The organism is Acutalibacter sp. JLR.KK004 (genome assembly GCF_036941085.1).
Lineage (GTDB): Bacteria > Bacillota > Clostridia > Oscillospirales > Acutalibacteraceae > Acutalibacter.
Window position 1 is genome coordinate 947,859 of the sequence record NZ_JAYMNQ010000001.1, and the last position, 21,132, is coordinate 968,990.

A 21,132-nucleotide genomic window follows, 5' to 3' on the forward strand; every position below is an offset into this window, starting at 1 on the left:
ATGGAAAGGTGGACGACCCGATGCCGGAAGAATATACATTGCCGCTTAAACAGATTGCCAAAGAGCTGGGGCTTGCAGAGGTGTGGAGCCCCAAACCGCTGGAAGGGATTTTAATTTGTTCCCGGGATGTGGACAGGCCGGGGCTGGAGCTTTACGGCTTCTGTGACTATTTCGACCCCAACCGCATTGCCATTCTGGGCCGCTCGGAAATGGCCATGCTGGAGGCCCTGGAGCCTGTGAACCGGGCGGCCTCCATCAACCGCTTTTTTGCCCTGCGGCCCCCGGCTGTCATCATTGCCCGGGGCATTATGCCCGGGGAGGATATGCTGGAAGCGGCAAAGGAGTATGGGGTGCCTTTGCTCTCCTCCCAGGACACCACGTCAAACATTATGGCAAGCCTGGTAGCCTTCCTGAATGTGGAGCTTGCCCCCCGCATCACCCGCCATGGGGTGCTGGTAGAGGTGTACGGCGAGGGCATCCTGCTGGTGGGTGACAGCGGCGTGGGCAAAAGCGAAATAGCCATTGAACTGATTAAGCGTGGCCACCGGCTGATTGCCGACGACGCGGTGGAAATACGCCGGGTGTCCAGCAAGTCCCTGGTGGGCCAGTCCCCGGAAAACATCCGGCATTTTATTGAGCTGCGGGGCGTGGGCGTTATCAATGCCCGGCGCATTTTTGGCATAGGATCGGTAAAGCCCAGCCAGAAAATCGAGATGTGCATCAACATGGAGGTGTGGGATCCCGCCAAGGTGTACGACCGCATGGGTATTGACAACGAGTTTACGGAGATTCTGGGCATTAAAATCCCTGTGGTCACCATCCCCGTAAAGCCCGGGCGGAACCTGGCAGTAATTGTGGAGGTGGCCGCTATGAACAACCGCCAGAAGGAAATGGGCTATAACGCCGCCCGGGAGCTGCTTGTCAGCCTGGGCATGGATCCCAACGACCTGGCGGCAGGGGATGTGCAGGTGGATCTGGATATTTAGGCGGACACAGCCGCATAAACCCGTCCCCTGCACCTATATTATTAGTATAAAACAGAAAGGAGCGGTGCAGCGCTTTGCCCTTCTGTGGGAAAGCCTGCGCCGCATGGCAACTGCTTTGGAAACATATTTGAATTTTGAGGGCTTGGACAGGGCGGCCCAAGCCCTTTCGGTGCGCAGCCTTGCCCAGGAGCCTATGGCCCTGCACACCACCTTTAAAATCGGCGGGCCTGCCGACCGCCTGCTTTTCCCGGAAACAGAGGAGCAGCTTGCGGGGCTTTTGCAAGCTGTAAAAGAAAGCGGCCTGCCCTGGCTGGCGCTGGGCAACGGCTCCAACCTGCTGGTGTCCGACCTGGGGATACGGGGGGCGGTGCTGTGCCTTTCCGGCAGCTTCAAAAAAGTGGAGCTGCTGCCGGACGGCCGCACCCTGCGGGCCGGGGCCGGGGCAAGCCTTGCCACTGCCTGTGCCTTTGCAAGGGATCGGGGACTTTCCGGGCTGGAATTCGCCTGGGGCATTCCCGGCTCTGTGGGGGGGGCGGCCTATATGAACGCCGGGGCCTACGGCGGGGAAATGAAGGACGTGCTAAAGAAAGCCTTCCATATAAGCGCCAGCGGGGAGCCTGGCTCTGCCGCCGGGGAAGCCCTGGGCCTCTCTTACCGGAAAAGCCGCTATACCGGCGGGACAGATATTGTCACCAGCGTGGAGCTGGCCCTTGCCCCGGGAGACGCCGCCCAGGTTGCCGCCAGAATGGAAGAACTGATGGCCCGGCGCAAGGAAAAGCAGCCCTATGACCAGCCCTCTGCGGGCAGCGTTTTTAAGCGCCCGGAAAACGGCTTTGCCGCCGCTTTAATAGACCAGTGCGGGTTAAAGGGCCGCAGGGTTGGCGGGGCGCGGGTCAGCGAAAAGCACGCCGGGTTTATTGTAAACGCGGGGGGCGCCACCTGCCGGGACGTGCTGGAGCTGATTGAAATCATCCGGGAAACGGTGAAGCAGCGCACCGGCACCCTGCTGGAGTGCGAGGTGCGTGTGCTGGGAGAGGGAATGGGATAAAAACATGTGGATGCTTTTGGCTTTTGGCTCCGCGGTTTTTGCGGGGCTTACTGCCATTTTGGCAAAATGCGGCATCCGCACCACAGATTCCACTGTGGCCACAGCGGTGCGCACCATTATCGTGCTGGCTTTTTCCTGGGTGATGGTTTTCATCACAGGATCCCAGGGGCAGATTGCCGGGATAGAACCTGTGCCCCTTTTGTTCCTCATCCTGTCCGGGCTGTCCACAGGGGCCTCCTGGCTGTGCTATTTCAAGGCCCTCCAGGTGGGGGACATCAACAAGGTGGTGGCAGTGGACAAGTCCAGCGTGGTGCTCACCATCCTGCTGGCCTGGATATTCCTGGGCGAGGGCGTTACCCTGCCCCGGGCCATAGGCGCCCTTCTCATTGGGGCAGGCACCTTCCTGATGCTGGAGAAAAAGCCCGGCGGGGCTGCGGGGGGAAGGAAGAAAAGCTGGCTGTTCTATGCCGCAGGCTCTGCTGTGTTTGCAAGCCTTACCTCCATTTTGGGGAAGGCGGGCATTACGGGGGTGGAATCAAACCTGGGCACAGCTATCCGCACCGGGGTGGTGCTGGTGATGGCCTGGGCGATGGTGTTTATCACCGGGAAGGCCAGGGAGGTTTCCCGCATCCCCCAAAAGGAGCTGGGCTTTATCGCCCTGTCCGGCGTCTGCACAGGGGCCTCCTGGCTGTGCTACTACAGGGCCTTGCAGGAAGGCCCTGCCAGCGTGGTGGCGCCTATAGACAAGCTGAGCATTTTGGTAACTGCCGCTTTTTCCTACATAGTGTTCCATGAAAAGCTGACAAAGAAATCCGGCGCGGGCCTTGCCGCCATTGTGTGGGGAACCCTTATTATGCTGGCGGGATAGGCTGCCTTTTAAAAATGACGGATTGGTTACAAGGGGTTACAAAACCGGTTACAAAGCGCCGCTTTTTGTACGGATTTACCCACAATTCACAGTTTGTTCATGGTTCTTTTCCGGCATAAAACCCGCAGCCGCGAGTTGTGCGGTGTTGCCTATAGACTTTTTGCCCCTCCCATGGTATACTACAGGTAGTACAGCTTAAACGGCGGCAGGGCCGCTAGGAAAACACAAATTTTTTGGAGTGATGATTTTTGGATTTCAACGCCTTTGATTTCATACAGGGCCAGTTAAGCGAAGAACTGTTAAAGCAGGGCTTTTCCCAGGCAAAGCCTCTGGCAGACAGCAGGGGGGAGGCTGTTATTTTTTCCACAGAGGACGCGGCCTACAGCCTGTTATACGACGGGAAGGCCCAGCACTTTGAGCTGCGTTCCGCCTCTGTGGACGAGGGGGAGCCGGGAGAGTGGCGCAGGCTTGCCATGTGGCTTTTTGACGAAAAAGAAGGGGAGCGGTCTGACGCGGAAAGCATTGCCAACGATTTTCTGGAGATCATCCGCGGCCCCAGGCAGCTAAAGCAGGTGCAGCAGAAGCGCAAGCGGGGCAAGGACGAGGAGCGCAGCGTGGATCCTGTGTTTTTCATCAACCGGCTGGTCAATATTTTTCCAGAAATAAAAGAGGACATAAACGGGGAAAAAATAGTGTATGGGCAGGTGCGCCCCGCCACCTTTGTGCGGGACAAGCTGGTGCCCAAATGCGAAGCTTTGGCAAAAAACAGGGCGGGCAGCGACGCCATGAAGAAGCTGTGCGCCCTGCTGGACGACATGTATAAAAACGGGGACATGGATCTGCGCTCTGTCATCACCGCCGTGCTGCTCAACGGCCTGAGCGACGAGGCCTTTGCCGCCATGCGGGAAGGCCTGGGGGAGGAGCTGCAGAAAAGCTCCCGCTTCAGCCGCCGGCTGCGGGGGAAGCAGGTGAAGCCGGAAAAGAAGAAAAAGCAGAAGAAAGTGGAGGCCAGGCTGGATGCCAGCCGGTAAAAGGCCCCACAGCGCTGTCAGACAGGAAATGATTTGTGCGCGCCCGGAGGCTGCCTGCCGGGAACGCGCCCCCGGGCGTATTGGACGGGGAAGGGAGTGCCTATGATTAAATCTGTAAAGGAAGCCGTTTGCAAACGGCTTTCCCTGCTTGTTTTTATCCTGATTGTAATGCAGCCCCTTTTGGACGTGCTGTCCTTTTTCCTGGGGGAGATGGGCAGCAACGCCCTTTCCACCCTGCTGCGTTTTGGGCTGCTGGCGGTCGTGGCGCTGCTGGGGTTTATTGTCAGCGGCAAAAAGCGGCTTTATATTGTTTTTTACGCTGCTGCCGGGGTTTTTTGGGTTCTGCACATGGCAAACTGCTTCCGCATAGGATATCAGTCCATGGTGCAGGACGCGGCGAATTTCCTGCGCATTGTAAGCTTCCTGGTGTTCACCCTGTCCCTTATCACCTTTTTCCGCCAGGGGCGGCAGGTGCGCCGGGCAATCCTTCTGGGCTTTGGGGTCAATTTCGGCCTTTTCTGGCTGTTCACCCTGCTGCCCTGGGTGCTGGGCATGCCCCAGTATACCTATGACAAGCTGTTTGTGGGCATGATGGGCTGGTTCAGCATCCCCAATGCCCAAAGCACCATCCTTGTGCTTACAGCCCCTTTTGCCATTTACTGGGCCTATCACACCAGAAAATATCCCTTGTTCCTTATCATGTGCCTGCTGTGCTTTTCCATGATGTTCGTCACAGGCACAAAGCTGACCTTTTATTCCATTTTCATCATCGCCGGGGCATATGCTTTCCTGTTTGCCCTGCAGCAAGGGAAGTCCTGCCTGCGGTATTCCCTGCCCCTGCTGGGGATGATGGTGCTGGTGTTCGTGTTCCGGCACCAGTCCCCCATGGATTTGCGGGAGCAGATGTCCGCTTATTCAAGGGATCTCTATAACCAGAAGGTGGAACAGAGCCTGCAGAAGAACGGCGGGGACAAAGAAGCCCTGGAGGAGGCCCAGAAGAAGGCTCAAAGCAGCACGAAGGACAAGGAGAAGGATAAAGACAAGAAAAAGCAGCCCGTAGCGGAGCGCACCATGGAGCAGATCCATAAGGGGCTTTTCTATGTATACACCGACTCGGAAACCTATGGGGATTTCTTTAAGGACATGAACGAGCGCTTTGGCGTGTACCGGGTGATGGACGCTTACCGGTACAGCACTTCTTCCGGGGTATTATCCGACTTCCGGGTGATGAAGTCCCTGTTCTCCCAGATGGTGTGGGAGGAAAAGGATTTTGCCACCCGCCTGCTGGGATATGAATACAGCGAGGTGGTAGTGGGAGGCACCATTTACGACTTGGAGAACGATTTCCCTGCCATCTACTATTTCTTCGGGTATATTGGTTCTGCCCTTTATATGCTGGTGTTTTTCTATATCGCTTTTGCCATTATCCGGGCCTTCCTGCTGGACGTGGCCTGGGGGCTGAAGGCCGCGCCGTTTCCCCGGGAAGGCGACAGGAAGGCAAAATGCCTGTGGGGGGCAAAGGGGTTCTGGCAGGGCTTCCGGCAGTTCCTTACAGTGGAGATGGGGGCTGCGGGGATGTCCTTCCTGCTGGCAATCATTGCCGCCCAGATTTCCGGCTATGTCCTGCGCCGGCCCAACGTGACCATCTATTTCGCGGTGTCTGCCGCCTACCTGTTCCACCTGTGCGTGGACATGCGCCGGGAAAGCCTTTCTGCTTTAAGGAAGGCGGTGCTGGCGAAGATTTCCCGGAACACGCCCTAAAAAAGACTTCTGCCCTAAGGAGGCGGCGCTTTTGGAACTCCAGCTTCTAAACCATCCATACCGTTATGAATGTGAAAACCTGTGCCGGCTGTTTTTTCCATACAGCCCGGTGCAGGTGGTGGAAAGCCTTTCCGGCGGGAAGGAGCCATGGGCTTTGGCGGCTGTGGAGGAATGTTCCGGCGGCTGCAGGGTGCTTGTGCGTGCGTCGGATGGGGAGCGGACAGTGGAAAAGGCGGGGCAGGGGGAGGCTCTTACGGAATATGCTGTGACAAACCGGCTGTATGCCGCCTTTACAGAGCTTACAGGCCAGCGCCCTGCCTGGGGGATGCTTACCGGGATACATCCGGTGAAGCTGCTGCGCCAGTATGCGGAGGAGCTGGGGGAGGAGGCCGGGGTGGAGAAATTCCGCAGCCGGTGCCATGTGACAGAGGCCAGGGCAAGCCTCGCCCTGCGCACCCTCCAGGCTCAAAGGCCCGTTACCTCCGCCCTTTTGGAAAACGACTGGAGCCTTTACATTTCCATCCCCTTCTGTCCCACCCGCTGTGCCTACTGCTCTTTTATTTCCCAGGACGTAAAGCAGGCCAAAAAGCTGATGGAGCCGTATTTTGCCCTGCTTTTGGAGGAGCTTGCCAAAACGGCGGAGGTGACGAAAGCCCTGGGCCTGCGCCTTGTCTCGGTCTACATAGGGGGCGGCACGCCCACCACCCTTTCGGCACAGCAGCTTTCCCGGCTGTGCGAAGCGGTGCACACCCTCTTTGATTTGTCCTGCTGCCCGGAGTTTACTGTGGAGGCCGGCAGGCCCGACACCATCACCACGGAAAAGCTCCTGGCTTTAAAGCAGGGGGGCGCTACCCGCATCAGCATCAACCCCCAGAGCCTTTCAGACCAGGTGCTGGAGAATATTGGGCGCAGGCACACCGCCCAGGATGTGCTGGACGCTTTTGCCCTGGCAAAACAGGCGGGCTTTGAGGACATCAACTGCGACCTCATTGTGGGCCTGCCGGGGGATTCTCCCGCGGGCTTTGCAAACACCCTGGAGGGGGTGCTGGGGCTGGGCGCCAGCAACGTGACCGTACATTCCCTGGCTTTAAAGCGGGCGGCCCGCATTGAGGCGGAAGGGGGCACAGAGCTGCACAGGAAGCAGCGGGAGACTGCCGCCATGATGGACTTTTCCATCCGCCGCCTGACAGAGGAGGGCTATGTGCCCTATTATCTCTACAGGCAGACCCGCATGGCGGGGAATCTGGAAAATACGGGCTGGGCAAAGCCCGGCAGCATCTGCCGCTATAACATCTACACCATGGACGAATGTACCTCGGTCATTGCCTGCGGGGCAGGGGGCGTAACCAAGCTGAAGGATCCATACAGCGGCAGGCTGGAGCGTATTTTCAACTTTAAATATCCTCACGAGTACATTTCACGCCACAGGGAAATACTCCTGCGAAAGGACGGTGTAACACAGCTTTATGAGCAATTTCGCCAGCGGCTATATTAAATACATCAACCATCTGGAGCAGATAAACGATGGCGCTGTAACAGACCCTGCCAAGATGGTGGAGGAGGTGGAGGGGGCCTACCGGGAAAGCCTGCGCAACGTGGCCCGCAACATTTCCGAGCGGAAAAAGCGCGCCCGCATTGTCATGCTTTCCGGCCCCAGCAGCAGCGGCAAAACCACCACAGCCCACCTGCTGCGCATGTATCTGGAGGGCTTTGGCATTAAGGCCACCATCATCTCCCTGGACGATTTCTATCTGGGCCGGGACAAAACCCCCCGCCTGCCTGACGGCTCTTACGATTTTGAGACGGTAGAGGCCCTGGACGCGGAGAAAATCCTCCAGTGCCTTTCAAACGTGATTGCAACGGGGAAATTTTCTGTGCCCCACTACAGCTTTTCCCTGGGCCGCCCGGACGGGCCGGACGCGGAATATGAAATTGGCCCGGAGGATATGGTGATTGTAGAGGGCATCCACGGGCTGAACCCCCTGTTTACCAGGGGCCTGCCGGAGGAATCTTACATTAAGCTGTATGTCAGCGTGAAGCAGCAGATTAAGGACGCAAACGGCGAGGTGCTTTCCCCCATGAACCTGCGGCTTATCCGCCGCATTGTCCGGGACATCAAGTTCCGGGACAGCTCTGCCGAGCGCACCCTGTCCATGTGGCCCCAGGTGATTGAAGGGGAGAACCGCTATATCCGGCCTTACCGGATCTGGGCCGACTATACGGTGAACTCCATCCATATCTATGAGCCATGCGTCCTGCGCACAGTGGCCATCCCCCTTTTGCGGGCCATTGAGATTGACAGCCTGTACTATAAGAAGGCCCGGGATTTGGAGTCCCGGCTTATGCGCTTCGAGCCGGTGGACTGCGCCCTGGTGCCGGACGGCTCTATGCTCCGGGAGTTTTTAGGCAAGCGGTAGGGCGGGCCATCCTTCCCGGCAAGGATTTTTCGGGGATGTAAGGGATTCGTAAAAGATTCGACAGAGAAAACCGCTTTACTTTCCGGAAGGATGTGCTATAATAGGAAATAAGAAAGCGGCAGGCTTTCTTAAATCTGGACACTAGAATAAAGGAGGCAATCGTTATGAGTATTTTAGACGACGTGGTCATAAACGCTAAATCCGCCGCTGAGGCCGTGGGCCGCAAGGCGGGGCAGCTTGTGGACGTGTCCAAGCTGCGCATCAGCGCTGCTGAGATCAACGCCGAAATAGCCAAGCGCTATGAGGTGCTGGGACAGTATGTGTATGAGTGCAGCCGCAGCACCCTTTCCGCCGACCCGGAGGCCGCCGGCCAGATGACGGAAATTGACGAGCTGAAAGCACAGCAGGCCGCTATCGCAAAGGAACTGGGGGACAAGCAGAACAAGGTGTTCTGCCCTGTCTGCGGCAAGCAAAGCCCCACCTCCGCCACCTTCTGCAGCGCCTGCGGCGCTAAGCTTATGCCGGATCCGGAGCCTGTGCCCCAGGAGGCCGGGCCGGATGACGCCAGGGAGGCTGCCGAGGCAGACGGGCCTGACGTGCAGAATTCTGACATCCCGCCCCGCCAGTTCCCTTAAAGCCGGGAGGACATAAGGCGGAAGCAGGGAGGCGGACGGCTTGTCCCTTCCTGTAGGATTTCGTTTCATATGACAATGTGTGTGCTGCGTGGAGCCGGCCCCCAGGGGCCGGCTTTTTGCTGCCTGCCGCACACCGGGCTTTGTGCTTTTATAGCGCCAAAAGGCTTGCCAGGAAAATCGCGCTATGGTATACTATAACATAGTTACGCTTTGCGCAGGGCGGATGTGCGCAGGGAGCACCCCTCCTTGCGGATCCTGCCAGGCGCTGGGTTGAAAAGTTACGGAAAGGCATGATGCTTTATGGTTCGGAAAAGTTTCTTTTTGCTGGCGGCAAGCATGCTGCTTTTGCTGACAGCTTGTACAAGCCGGGAACCCTTACCCCAGGAGGACGAGCAGCCTGCGTCCCGGACAGTGGCCCTGACGGTGTGGGGCGCCCAGGAGGATGAAGAATTGCTGAGGGAGCTTTTCGCTTCGTTCCAAAAGCAGTATGCGGGGCAGGCGGATTTTGAATTCACCTACCAGGCCCAAAGCGAATCGGGCTGCAAGGACGCTTTGCTGGCTGATTTGGAGGGCGGCCCGGATGTGTTTGCCTTTGCGGACGATCAACTGGCCGCTTTGGCGGCGGCCGGGGCTTTGGTGCCCCTTGAGGATACGGCGGGCATCAGCGGCGCCAACCTGCCTGCCGCTGTGGAAGCCGCCAGTGTGGACGGCACCCTGTATGCCTATCCGCTGACAGCGGACAACGGCTATTTCTTATATTACAACAAGGCGTATTTTACGGAAGAAGATGTGCAGAGCTTTAATCGGCTGGTGGAAGCGGCGGCAGAAGCCGGGCGGGTGGTAACCATGGACTGGTCCTCTGCCTGGTATGTATATGCCTTTTTCGGCAACACCGGCATGGAAGTGAAGATAAACGATGACGGCATCACCAACACCTGCACCTGGAACAGCACCGAAGGGCCTATCCATGGGGTGGACGTGGCCCAGGCCATGCTGGACATTGCAGCCAGCCCGGGGTTTGCCAACCTGCCGGATACGGAGTTCCTGGCCGGGGTGCAGGATGGCTCGGTAGCGGCAGGGGTCAGCGGCGTGTGGAACGCGGTGGCGGTGGAGGAGGCCTGGGGCGAAAACGCCGGGGCCGCCAAGCTGCCTACCTTTGACTGCGCTGGGCAGCAAATCCAAATGGCCTCCTTCTCCGGGTGCAAGCTTATCGGGGTGAACGCCTACTCCTCCGAGGCGGAGTGGGCGGCCCGGCTGGCTGAATGGATTACCAACGAGAACGGGCAGGCCCGCCGTTTTGCGGTGCGGGGGCAGGGGCCTTCCAACATACACGCGGCAAATTCCCCTGAAGTGCAGGGATCCCCGGCTATTGCGGCCCTGCTGGCCCAGTCTGAGTTTTCGCAATTGCAGCGGGTAGGCGGGAAATTCTGGGATCCGGTTTCCGAGTTTGCTGGAAACATGGCCCTGGGCAATCCCAGCGGCGGCCCTTTGCAGGCGCAACTGGATAAGCTGGTGGAGGGAGTAACGGCCCGGTAAAGGCGTTTTGTGCCGCCTAGGGCTTGTTTGAAAAATCGCCAACACCGTCTTTTTGCCTAAATCCGGGCGCTTTCTGTGTTGGAAATCCTCGACAAGGCGAAAACATTCCGTAAACGGAATGTTCAGCCTTTCTAAAACGCATACATGCGTTTGCGGTTCATCCGCCTTGAAAGCACCTCGCCCTAGGCAAAAATCCGGCACTTTCTCTATTTTCAAACAAGCCCTAGTTTCTAAAATATTTCTCGGAGGGGACTTTATGAAAGGCAAGCTGACCCTGCAGCAACGCCTGATTCTGCCCATCGTTTTGCTGGGCCTGGTGACGCTGCTTTCCAACATATTGGCTGTATTCAGCATCAACAATGTAAACGCCAACGCCGGCACTATCGTTGACACGTACATGGCAAGCGGGACAAAGCTGGAGGAAATCCGGCGGTCGATGATGGGCATCCACCGGCTGGCCCTGTCCCATATTGTGGCGGCGGATCACAGCACCATGATCCAACTGGTGCAGGAAATCAAAGAGGAGGAGGCGGCGCTGGATGAGCAGTTGGCCGCTTATGAGGGCTTTGTGCCAGAGGAAGAAGGGGAAACATACCAGGCGCTTTTAGAGGATTATGCCGCTTTCAAGCATGCCCTGGTAAAGCTGGTGTGCGCCAGCGCGGACAGCAAAACCCAGGAGGCCTATGCCATGGCGAACGGGGATGTGGCCTCTTACGGCAGCTCGGCGGAGGGGTGCATTGACACGCTGTACGCTTCTGCCAGCGCCCGGGCAGGCACGGCCCGGGACAGGCTGTTTATTGTATACCTGACCTCCCTGATTATCAGCGCCTGTACCTTGGCGGCAGGGATTGTCCTCGTGGCGGCAGCCTTCCGGATTGTGCGGAAATACGTGGTTGCTCCTATCCGCCAGGCTATGGGCACGCTGCAGGACAGTTCCCAGCGCTTGGGCGGCGTGGTGGGGCAGGTGCATGGCAGGATCCACAGCTCCAGCGGCAGCGTGCAGGCCCTTTCCAACCTGACCTCCCAGCTTTCCGCCGCGCTGGAGGAGGTTTCCGGCAGTGCGGGGAACATCAGCAGCAGTGCTGCCGGAACCCAGGCCGACGCTCAGGATATGGCAGAGGAGTGCGCGGCCATCACCTCCTATTCGGTGGAAATGCGGGGGCGGGCTGAGGAAATTGAAAAAACCGCCCGGGAGAATATGGAATCTGTCCGCACCCGGACAGAGGAAATTGTGTCCCAGTTGAGTACGGCGATTGAAAAGAGCAAAAGCGTGGGGGAAATCGGCAGCCTGACAAAGGACATCCTGTCTATTTCCTCCTCTACCGACCTGATTGCTGTCAACGCATCTATTGAAGCGGCCCGGGCCGGGACGGCTGGCAAGGGCTTTGCCATGGTGGCCCGGGAGATACGCACGCTGGCAGATTCCTGCGCCGAGACAGCCGGGCACATCCAGGAGGTGAGCGGCGTAGTTACCGGGGCGGTGGACTACTTGTCCGGCAGCGCCCAGGAGCTGGTGGAGTATTTAAGCCATGCTGTGCTGGAGCAGTTCCAGCGCTCGGCGGCGTCCGGCAAGCAGTATCGCGATGACGCGATTTATGTGCAGAGCAGCATTGAAGCCTTTAACAGCCGGGTGGAGCGCCTGCGGGCCGCCATGGACGAGGTGGCTGGTTCCATCGCCAATATTTCCGACGCTATTGGCGGCGCGGCAGAAGGCGTTAACGGAGCAGCCGGCCGCACCCAGGAGCTGGTGGAAGACATGGCTGGAATTGCCCAGGGAATGGCGACAAACGGAGAGATTGTGGGCGATCTGCAAAAGCAGATGGAATCTTTGGCAAATTTGTGAGGATAAACATCTCCGGCGGTTCTACGCCGGAGATGTTTGCCTAGGGCGTGTTCACATAAGAGGAGTATGTGGATTTTTGAGCAGGCTTTTGGCAGAATCAAGTCAAAAATTCGCGGATGTACTTGCGTGCCTCAAGAATTTTTGGCGAAGAAGGTGACAAAAAACCGCCAAAAAGACGCTTGCAAGCGCTTATGTGAACACGCCCTAATATATAACCTTTGGCGGTTTTGGGTAATATAGTGGGAGGCAGCGCTGGTTTTCCTTTCCATCCAAAATTGCATAAAATTAGAGGAGAATCTTCGTGCAGAAAGCAGGTAGACTTTTCCAGCTTATACGAGTAAAATAAGAATGAATCGTAAATTGAATGTATACAGGATTTGCCTGGGAATATTACAAAAAGGTGACAAGCCGCCAGATCTGGTGTTTGGCCTTGCAAAGAGGGCGGATCCATAGTATAATACATGTAAAGGCAGGACTGGGCGACTTTGGAATATTCCAAAGTTAAGCGGGAGGCCTCCCGCTTAATCATACACTTGGCGGCGAAAGGTGGTTTTTCGGGCCGCCCGGGGTTGATTTTTCCCGGTAGATGGTGTAGTATTATGGATGGAGTAATATTGTTCTTGTTTTGTTTAGCATAGTGTAATACTGTATACTGTACATTGGTTTTCAGTTTAGAAGCATGTTTTTTAAATGGGTATGTCGCAAGGCCATTTTCCATATGGAAAATGAAACGGGCGGCCGCCCGTTTCATGCTAAGCCTGATAGCAGCGGCAATGCGACGGGCCTGCCGGATGAAAGGGGGAGCCGCGCCATTGACTGACAAGGAATTGCATAAGCTGGGCAGGCGTGAGCTTTTGCAGCTTTTGCTGGCCCAGGGCGGGGAAGCGGAAAAGGCGAAGGCTAAGCTTGCCGAGGTGCAAGAGGAAATGAGCAAGCTGGAGGAAGGGTATGAGCGCCTGAAGGAACGCCTGAATGATAAGGACGCCCAGATTTTACAGCTTCGGGAAAGCCTGCAGGCCCAGCGGCAAAGGCAGGGCTTTGCGCCGGAGGAAGATTTTGACATGGATTTTGCCCAGGTGCGGGGAAGAGGCCAGGCTGCGCCTCTGCCCCCGCCTGTTTTGCAGGAGGCCCCCCGGCGGCAGGTATACGCAAGCCCGCCGCCCCGCCCCCAGCAGCGGGAGGAGCCGCCTTCCCCTGGAAGGAAGCCCCGCCATGCCCAGGGCCAGGAAATGCCTTTGGCCCCGCCGCCTGTTCGAGGGGGCAGGGAGCAGCAGGCGCCCCGGGTGCTGGAAGTGGTACAGGTGGTACAGGGGAAATTACAGCCCCAGAGCAGGATGCTTCTGCGCTCCCAGCGGGTGGAGGAAGGCTCCTGAATCAAACCGGATGTGTCTGTACGGTGGATAAAGCGGGTTAGTAAACGCGGTGGAAAACGGGGGAAGGCTGGTTCAAAAGGCGCCTTATCCTTATTTGAACCGCATACGCTATAACGGAGCGCGGCCCCACGGCAGTCCCTGAAAGGCAGCAGGCCACTCAGGGCCGGACGGGTACTTCATAAATCAGTTGAAGCGAGGGGTGCGCTTGAGGGAAAAGAAGGAAGAAAAGGAAAAAGAGGTGGATCTGCCCACTGTTGCCCAGGTGGAGGCAGAGCTTGAAAAGGAACTGAGCAAGAAGGAGCACAGCCGGGTGCTGCGCACCACAGTCTTTGCCCTGATGGTGGCGGCCGCCGCCGCGGTGATTGTGGCGGTGCTGGTGTTCCCGGTGCTGCGCATAAGCGGCACGTCTATGACCAACACCCTGATGGACGGGGACATTGTGGTGACCATGAACACCTCAGACTTCGCCACCGGGGATGTTATCGCCTTTTATTACAATAACACCCTGCTGGTGAAGCGGGTTATCGCCACAACCGGCGACTGGGTGGATATAGATAAGGATGGCAATGTGTTTGTAAACGGTGAGGAGCTGGAGGAGCCTTATGTTTCCGGCAAGGCCCTGGGGGAGTGCAACATTACCCTGCCTTACCAGGTGCCGGAGGAACGCATTTTTGTCATGGGGGATCACAGGGAAACCTCCATTGACAGCCGGAACACAGCGGTGGGCTGTGTAAACAAGGAACTGATTGTAGGAAAGCTTTTGTTCCGGGTATGGCCCTTAAGCGGGCTGGGGGCGGTAAAGTAAGAACCTGTATTCATAATCGAAATTGCCGGATGAGCGGGAATTTTTGAAGCCAATCAAGGCAAATGTTCGCAGCAAGGCTGTCGCCTTGCAAGAAAATTTAACATAGAGTGGCTTCAAAAAGGCCGTTTAGACGGTGGTTACAGGTTGTGAATACAGGTTCTAAGTGCCCTGTATTGAAAGCACGAAAGGATGGAGAGCATGGCAAACGCGGTATTTGACAAGCAGGCGGCAAAAATGCTGGGAAAGCGGCGGCGGGTCCGCCGGTGGATCCCGGTGGTAGTGGGCCTTGCGCTGGTTGTAACAGTGGGCACCTTTTATTTTATGATCCAGCAGGGGCAGGCAATGGCCCGGCGGGACATGGTGCTGGACTGCGCGGTGCCTGTCCACCAGCACTCTGAGGCGTGCTTTGACGGAGAGGAAAAGCTTGCCTGCGGCTACGCAAACTATGTAGTCCATGAACATAACGATAACTGTTACGATAAGGAAGCGGCCCTTGTGTGCGCCCTGCCGGAAATCCGGGAGCATCACCACGTGGAGGCCTGCTATGAAAAGCGCGAGGTGATGATCTGCGGGCAAGAGCAGACAGTGGGCCACGTGCATTTGGATGACTGCTATGAGGAAGCCTTAACCTGCCAGTTGGAGGAGTCCCCGGCCCATGCCCATGGCGCTGCCTGCTATGATGAAAACCAGGAGCTGGTCTGCGGCCTGGAAGAAGGGGTTGGACACAGCCACGGGCCAGACTGCTCTGAGAAAGAGCTTGTCTGCGGCCAGGAGGCTGGGGCTGGCTCCCACATCCATACAGACGACTGTAAAGAGACAGAGCTGATCCTCACCTGCGGCAAGCCGGAAATCAGCCTGCACGCCCATACAAAGGAATGCTATTCCGTGCTGGGCGAGGACGGGACGCTTTCTAAGGTGGAAAGCCTGCCGGAAGGCGGGGAGACAGATCAGGTGCTTGTGCTTACCTGCGGTATGCTGCAAACAGAGAAGCATGAGCATGGCAACGAATGCTTCCGGAAGCCGGAGCAGGAAGAAAGCACAGTGGAAAGCCTGCCGGAAAGCGGCGGGGAACAGAGCAGCGCCCTGGAGGAAAGCGCTGCCTCCAGCAGCGCGCTGGAAAGCAGCGGCCTTGCCAGCAGTGATGTAGAGAGCAGCGGCCTGGAAAGCGGGGAGGACACCCCCAGCAGCCAGCCGGAGGAGGCAGAGCCTCAGCCGGACAAGGCGCCCCAGGAAGAAACTGCCTATGAGGACGCCACCTTAAAGGTGAAAGTGGAAGGGGAATTGCCAGAGGGAACCCATCTGGTGGTGGAGCGCCTGGAAGATCCCCAGCAGCTTGCCCAGCGCCAGGCCAAGCTGAAACAGGCCATGGGGGATGAGGAGTATGCCCTCCACGCCCTGCTGCAAGTGGGCTTGCAGGATGAAAACGGGGAGCAGGTGCCCTTTGACGGGCCTGTTTCCCTGAAAGCGGAATTTTTCGGTGAGGGCGTTTCCGCCGAGGGCGGCAAGGTGTGCGCCGTTGCCTTTGCGGAGGCCCCGGAGGATGACACCCTGGAGACAGTGCCCGGCATGGTGCTGGACAGGGAACGGGCACAGCAGCTTCCTGTAACACTGGGAGAAGGCGGCGGGGCTGTCACCCAGATAGAGGAGGAGACGCTGCTGGGCTTTGGCAGCAAAGCCCCGGTGAAGGTTGACGCCGATCAGGTGAACGGCGTGCAGGAGCAGGAGGATGAGGACGCCAATGTGCTTCACGTGTCCCAGTCCTTCTCCTATGACACAGATTCCCTCTTTAACCTGGTGTTCCATGTAGAGGGTGACGCCACCCTGCCGGAGCAGGCGGAGCCGGAAAGCCCGGAGGAGCCGGAAGTTTCCTCCCAGGCGGATCCTGCCCTGAAATGGGGAGAGGAAGAAACGGAAAGCCAGGCAGCAGATACAAAGGATGAAGGGGATCCGCTGCCCTCTGCTGCGGAAAGCCCGGAGGAACCGATCCAGGAGGAAAGTTCCTCCAGCCAGTTGGCGGATGAGACAGTTTCCCAGCCGGAAACCGATTCCCAGCCCGCAGAGGCCGCGCCCAAGCTGCGGCTGGGCGGCGCTATCGTAGCAACAGGCGGCATCCTGCCTGCAAACTCGGTGCTGTATCTGGAGCAGCCGGTGGAGTTCGTGGTGGAAAAGGTGCAGGCAGGCGAACCGGCCTATCTGCCCTATGCCGACTATGTGCAGGCGGGGAAGGATGAAAGCGAAACACAGGAGGAAACAGGCCTGTCTCCTCTGGAGGTTATGTCTTATAAACTGCGCTATGGCGGGCAGGAGCTGGATATCTCCGCCTGCCGGGTGACAGTGGAGGTTCGATCCACCCAGGAGCTGGAGGAGCAGATCAAGGCCCTGACGCCGGAGGACGTGGCAAGCGAGGCGGAAGGTGATGTAGGCGTAATCCTTTCCATGCTGGCGCCTGCCGGAAACGGCGAAGAGGCTGTGGGCGAAAAGGTTATCTACCCCAGCGCCGAGGCCGTTGCCGCGGCAAAAGCGGAAGAGGACATCCAGAATGCGCCCCGGATGGTGGAGGAGCAGCGCCTTGCTGTCAGCGAAGAATCGGATATTTGCATGCTGGATTCCCGGGAGGTGACCCAGGACAGCGAGGAAGTCATTATGAATATGGTTGTGCATAAGCAGGGGGTGCCCATGCCCACAACCGCCGAAGAGCCTGAGAACGCAAACCGGGCCGTAAGCCGGAACACCATTGCCCTGACCACAAACACCTCTGTAAACCCCCACTATGCAGTGGAGTATTACGCTTATCTGGACAGGGTGGACAGGAGGCTTGCCAATGATGTCGCAAACAGCTTGTCTGTAATTGACACCAGCGCGGCAAGCAACGGTGGCACGCGGAAATTACCCGTTAATTCCCCGATACAGACACTGACCAATTTGCAGATTGAGACAAGCGCGGATAAATATGGAAAGGTCAAGTCAACGGAAAAGCTGACGGAAATCTATAAGGCAAAGGGCAAAACAGACGATCCGGATGATGTCTGTACCTATTTCACAAAGCCCAACATCCACTATATTGACGCGCTGGTAGACCCGGACACAGGCAAAAAGTCTGATTCTTACATTTTGAAGCAGATTTGGGTGCTGAAAGACAGCGCGAAGGATATAATGGACGAGGAAGAGCGGAGCAAGCCGGTGTATTGGGATATTTATGGAGAATCGTGCCGCGACATTGTTCCGGATGAAGACAAACTGGTAGCGAATTGCGAGAATAAGCTGCATTTTACCAACAGAAGAGATGCGGCGGGGAAATATGGCGAGGATGTCTACATCCATATTGCCCATGAATCTATCCTGCGCCTTGTATATGAGCCTACTGATGGGCCGGAAACGGTTAACGGAGTTTTTTATGACTATGATATCAGCTCCGGGCCTGGGGATAAGAAAATACTGGATACAAAGTCAAGCGGCATAAACGCCTATTTTAAAAAGACAGGAGTCCCCTTTGCTTTCGGCAATAATAATGCCGGCACCGATTATGGAACTTTGACCTGGAACGGCAACTATCTCAATAAGTTTAATACAGCCAGCTATGAAGGTTGTACATTCGGCCTTGTCACAGGTATACAAAATGGTGTGCTGCAATTTGCCGAAGGTATTGAAGTCCCTGACCTGTTCAGCACAGGCACATTTACGGGAAAACGTGTGTTTGAGAATGGCGGGCTGACGTTTAACCGTTTAGGTGATACCTACACGCTCACTTCCGTAAGCGTAGATGGTGCGGCTCTTACCGGGCTGGACAGATTCAGCCATCCCGGCCAATATGATGGAATACAAAACAAGAAAAAGATCTGGACGAACCATTTCTGGCCAATGGATAGTTTCCCCAATCCAGATGGCGACGGCCTATTTGGCAACCCGGAAAACATCCGGTATTTTAGAGAAATAGGTGACTGGACTAAGATGCCAACCAGTGACAACGGTATAGCCCACAACAGCTATTTTGCCATGCATAGCACGATAGAATTTGACCTGACGGCAAATTATGCTGGCCCGCTGGAGTATCTGTTCTTTGGCGATGATGACATGTGGGTGTTCCTGACCGACCCAAGTGGGAATTCCCAGTTGATTTGCGATATCGGCGGCGTACACCGTTCAGTGGGCGAGTATGTAGACCTGTGGGACTACATTGATCAGGGGCAATCCGGCGGCTACAAACTGGATTTCTACTACACCGAGCGCGGCGCTTCCGGCTCTACCTGCTGGATGCAGTTTACACTGCCCTCTGTCCATGGCGGCACCACAACGGTGGAGGAAGCCTACACGCAGTTGAAGATAGAGAAGAAGGTGGAGGGGCTGACAGTTGGAGGGAACCTGTCCTCTGGCGGCTTTGACATCAGCCAGCTTCCCAGCCATGATGAGGAATTCATCTTCAACTTAAAGCTGACTACAGCCGACGGCGGCAGGCTGCCGGACGACTACTCCTATGCCAAGTATAACGCCGACGGCCAGCCTGTTGTAGACGGCGGCGGCATACTGGACAAAGACATGGTGCTGCATAGCGGCGCGGACTTCACCCTGAAAAACGGCGAGTATATCATCATCAACATGCTGCCGGATGGAACTAAGTATACGGTTACAGAAAACCGGGAGAAGGTTTCCGGCGGGCTGGAAGAGGTGAAGGATGATAACGGCAATGTTACGGGGTATAAGATAAAGGAAAAAGACCCGGATAACGATTACCTCTGCTCTGCCTATATAACGCAGCATAACAAGGAAATCGGACAGATGGTGCAGGGCGAGCCGACAGACTTTGGCAGAGACACTGACAGAACTATGTCGGGCCAGGTACACCTTGGGGAAACAGATGACAAAATCCAGGTTGTCGCCTATGTGAATACCGTTTATGCTTACGAGCTGCCGAAAACAGGCGGCGGAGGCGCACAAGGATATATTTGGGCAGGCGTGGCGCTGTTAAGCGCGGCAGGGTTGGCCCTGGTATATAAAACTTCTCGGAGGCGGGGGAAGGAGGGTGTGCAAAAGTCTTAAAAACCAATGCAAACCTATTATATAAAAATAAGAAAGGAAATGAGCGTATGAAATCTATGAAAAAGTTCTTGGCACTCGCCCTGGCGCTGGCCCTGTGCTTTGCTATGGCTATCCCGGCGATGGCAACAGAGGAGGGTGGCGAGGCAGTAGCTAAAACGCAGACCTTAACCCTGGAGAATCCCACCCCGGGCCACACCTACAGCGTTTACCAGATTTTCACTGGTGATGTTGGAGAAAAAGATGGGAAAGACGCTCTTGCCAACATTAAGTATGGCGTAAACTTTGGCGGCTTTGGTGCCGATGAGGCTGTTGGCACTGCAGTTGACAGCAGCGTTACAGACGCAATTTTGGATGCTGGCGAAGGCTTTGCCAGCGACCTGCTCGCAGCCCTCCGGGGTGATGCTTATCAGACCATGGGCCCGGCAGAAGAGGGCAACCCTTTAACAGTTGAGGTAGAAACTGGCTATTATCTGATTGTTGACAACGGAAGTGACGCTGATGATACGGTTTCTGCTTTGATGGTTCAGATTATTGGCGACACCAGCGTAAAGACCAAGACAACTGACACCACTATGGATAAGACTGTGGAGACTGTGAAACCGGGCGAATTCACTGACGACGCAGGCCACACCATTGGCGAAGTCTTCCAGTTTAAACTGGAGGCTAAAATTCCTGTAGCCCAGCTTTGACAAGTACATGATCCGTTTCAAGGATACTATGTCCGCTGGCTTGACCTATGCTGGCAATATGGAGGTTCAAGTTGAAGGTGAACCTAGCAAGGAAATTCCTGCAAAGAGCGAGAGTGCTGACGGGTATGTATTTAACTACACTAATTCCGACTATGAGCCGTTGCAGGAGGAGCCTAAAAGCAAGGCCGGCGTTTCCTTCACTGTAGAAATTACAGACCTGTTTGAGTTCATTGGCGAGAAGGATTGGCCTACAGTTACAGACGAGGAAACTGGGCTTGAGTATGTAAAAGTTGTTCTCACCTATGACGCATATCTGAACGAGAACGCCATCGTAATGGGCACTGGCACAGATGAAAATGGCACCCAGCTTGGTGATACCAATGCCAACAAGAACACAGGCTCTCTTGACTTCACCAGGAACCCTGATAACGAAGAGGAAGGCAGCACCACGCCGGACGAGAGTTATGTATTCACCCTGAAAATTGACGGCACCAAGTATAAGGACGAAATTGGTGAGGATAACCGGCTCGAAGGTGCTGGCTTCACACTGTACACTGCAGAGCAGGACAAGAACGGTAAGTGGGTAAAGGGTAACCCTATACTCTTTGAAGAAGTTGCCGGTAAAGGCATGGTCTATGATAAAGTTGATGAGGCAGGCAAAGGCACTGAGATTACAACTGGGACAGAAGGCAAGTTTGTCTTTAACGGCCTTGGCCCTGGCAACTATATCCTGAGCGAGACTACTGTGCCTGAAGGCGGTTACAACAGATCCGCTGATATTCTCATTACTGTAACAGAGGGTGAAAAGAATCCGACTACCCATACTATCACCTGCACAGTCACAAAGAAGTATATTGGCAACGAGGATGTTACAGACGAGGACGCTGACAAGCTGAACAATAATGGCACTGGCGTACCTGGCGAGGGCGCTGCTATTCAAGTTGTCAACAAGACCGGCACCCTGCTGCCCAGCACTGGCGGCATCGGCACCACCATTTTCTACGCTGTTGGCGCTGCGCTGGTGGTTGGCGCTGGCATCCTGCTGTTTGTAAAGAAGCGCATGGGTTCCAAGGGCTAAGCCCAGTGCTCTTGAAAAAGAGCGCACC

The 21,132-nt window shown here is 56.3% G+C and carries 15 protein-coding genes; all 15 read left to right on the forward strand.

The genetic code is table 11. The features are described 5' to 3' along the window. The first annotated feature begins 20 nt into the window (after window positions 1-20). The 15 genes from hprK to VSQ30_RS05525 all read left to right on the forward strand — a co-directional run bounded on the left by hprK (window position 21) and on the right by VSQ30_RS05525 (window position 21,104). Window positions 21-986, forward strand: a complete 966-nt coding sequence (hprK, locus tag VSQ30_RS05455) for an HPr(Ser) kinase/phosphatase (protein WP_334464800.1) — start codon at window positions 21-23, stop codon at window positions 984-986. Between the two features lie 64 nt (window positions 987-1,050). Then, complete coding sequence (gene murB / locus VSQ30_RS05460) at window positions 1,051-2,034, forward strand: UDP-N-acetylmuramate dehydrogenase (protein WP_334462574.1); 984 nt, start codon at window positions 1,051-1,053, stop codon at window positions 2,032-2,034. A 4-nt stretch (window positions 2,035-2,038) separates the two neighbouring features. Further along, entirely contained in the window at window positions 2,039-2,902 is an 864-nt protein-coding gene (locus VSQ30_RS05465; RefSeq protein WP_334462577.1) for an EamA family transporter, read from the forward strand. A 248-nt stretch (window positions 2,903-3,150) separates the two neighbouring features. Beyond that, complete coding sequence (locus VSQ30_RS05470) at window positions 3,151-3,933, forward strand: DUF7674 family protein (protein ID WP_334462579.1); 783 nt, start codon at window positions 3,151-3,153, stop codon at window positions 3,931-3,933. Between the two features lie 102 nt (window positions 3,934-4,035). After that, entirely contained in the window at window positions 4,036-5,694 is a 1,659-nt protein-coding gene (locus tag VSQ30_RS05475) for an O-antigen ligase family protein (RefSeq protein WP_334462581.1), read from the forward strand. Window positions 5,695-5,725: 31 nt separating this feature from the next. Further along, the gene (gene hemZ / locus VSQ30_RS05480; protein ID WP_334462582.1) at window positions 5,726-7,189 is read left to right on the forward strand and encodes a coproporphyrinogen dehydrogenase HemZ; all 1,464 of its coding nucleotides are present in this window, start codon (window positions 5,726-5,728) and stop codon (window positions 7,187-7,189) included. Next, window positions 7,161-8,111, forward strand: a complete 951-nt coding sequence (locus VSQ30_RS05485; protein WP_334462584.1) for a uridine kinase family protein — start codon at window positions 7,161-7,163, stop codon at window positions 8,109-8,111. The genes hemZ and VSQ30_RS05485 overlap by 29 nt, the downstream gene beginning before the upstream one ends. A gap of 164 nt (window positions 8,112-8,275) precedes the next feature. After that, window positions 8,276-8,746 (forward strand): zinc ribbon domain-containing protein, encoded by a 471-nt coding sequence (locus VSQ30_RS05490; protein ID WP_160643695.1) that lies wholly within the window; start codon window positions 8,276-8,278, stop codon window positions 8,744-8,746. A gap of 300 nt (window positions 8,747-9,046) precedes the next feature. Further along, entirely contained in the window at window positions 9,047-10,282 is a 1,236-nt protein-coding gene (locus tag VSQ30_RS05495) for an extracellular solute-binding protein (RefSeq protein WP_334462585.1), read from the forward strand. 256 nt (window positions 10,283-10,538) lie between these two features. Then, window positions 10,539-12,125: a methyl-accepting chemotaxis protein gene (locus VSQ30_RS05500; protein ID WP_334462586.1), complete on the forward strand. Its 1,587-nt coding sequence runs from the start codon at window positions 10,539-10,541 to the stop codon at window positions 12,123-12,125. A gap of 812 nt (window positions 12,126-12,937) precedes the next feature. Next, window positions 12,938-13,498 carry a hypothetical protein gene (locus VSQ30_RS05505; protein ID WP_334462589.1) on the forward strand — a complete coding sequence of 187 codons (561 nt, stop codon included), beginning with the start codon at window positions 12,938-12,940 and terminating at the stop codon, window positions 13,496-13,498. A 205-nt stretch (window positions 13,499-13,703) separates the two neighbouring features. Then, a complete protein-coding gene (lepB, locus tag VSQ30_RS05510; RefSeq protein WP_334462590.1) occupies window positions 13,704-14,303 on the forward strand; it encodes a signal peptidase I in 600 nt (199 codons plus the stop codon). Between the two features lie 198 nt (window positions 14,304-14,501). Next, entirely contained in the window at window positions 14,502-19,337 is a 4,836-nt protein-coding gene (locus tag VSQ30_RS05515; RefSeq protein ID WP_334462591.1) for a DUF7601 domain-containing protein, read from the forward strand. Window positions 19,338-19,384: 47 nt separating this feature from the next. Further along, window positions 19,385-20,026, forward strand: coding sequence for a hypothetical protein (locus tag VSQ30_RS05520; RefSeq protein WP_334462593.1), 642 nt, complete (start codon window positions 19,385-19,387; stop codon window positions 20,024-20,026). Window positions 20,027-20,084: 58 nt separating this feature from the next. Next, on the forward strand, window positions 20,085-21,104 hold the full coding sequence (locus VSQ30_RS05525; RefSeq protein ID WP_334462595.1) for a SpaA isopeptide-forming pilin-related protein: 1,020 nt from the start codon (window positions 20,085-20,087) through the stop codon (window positions 21,102-21,104). Window positions 21,105-21,132: the final 28 nt, after the last annotated feature.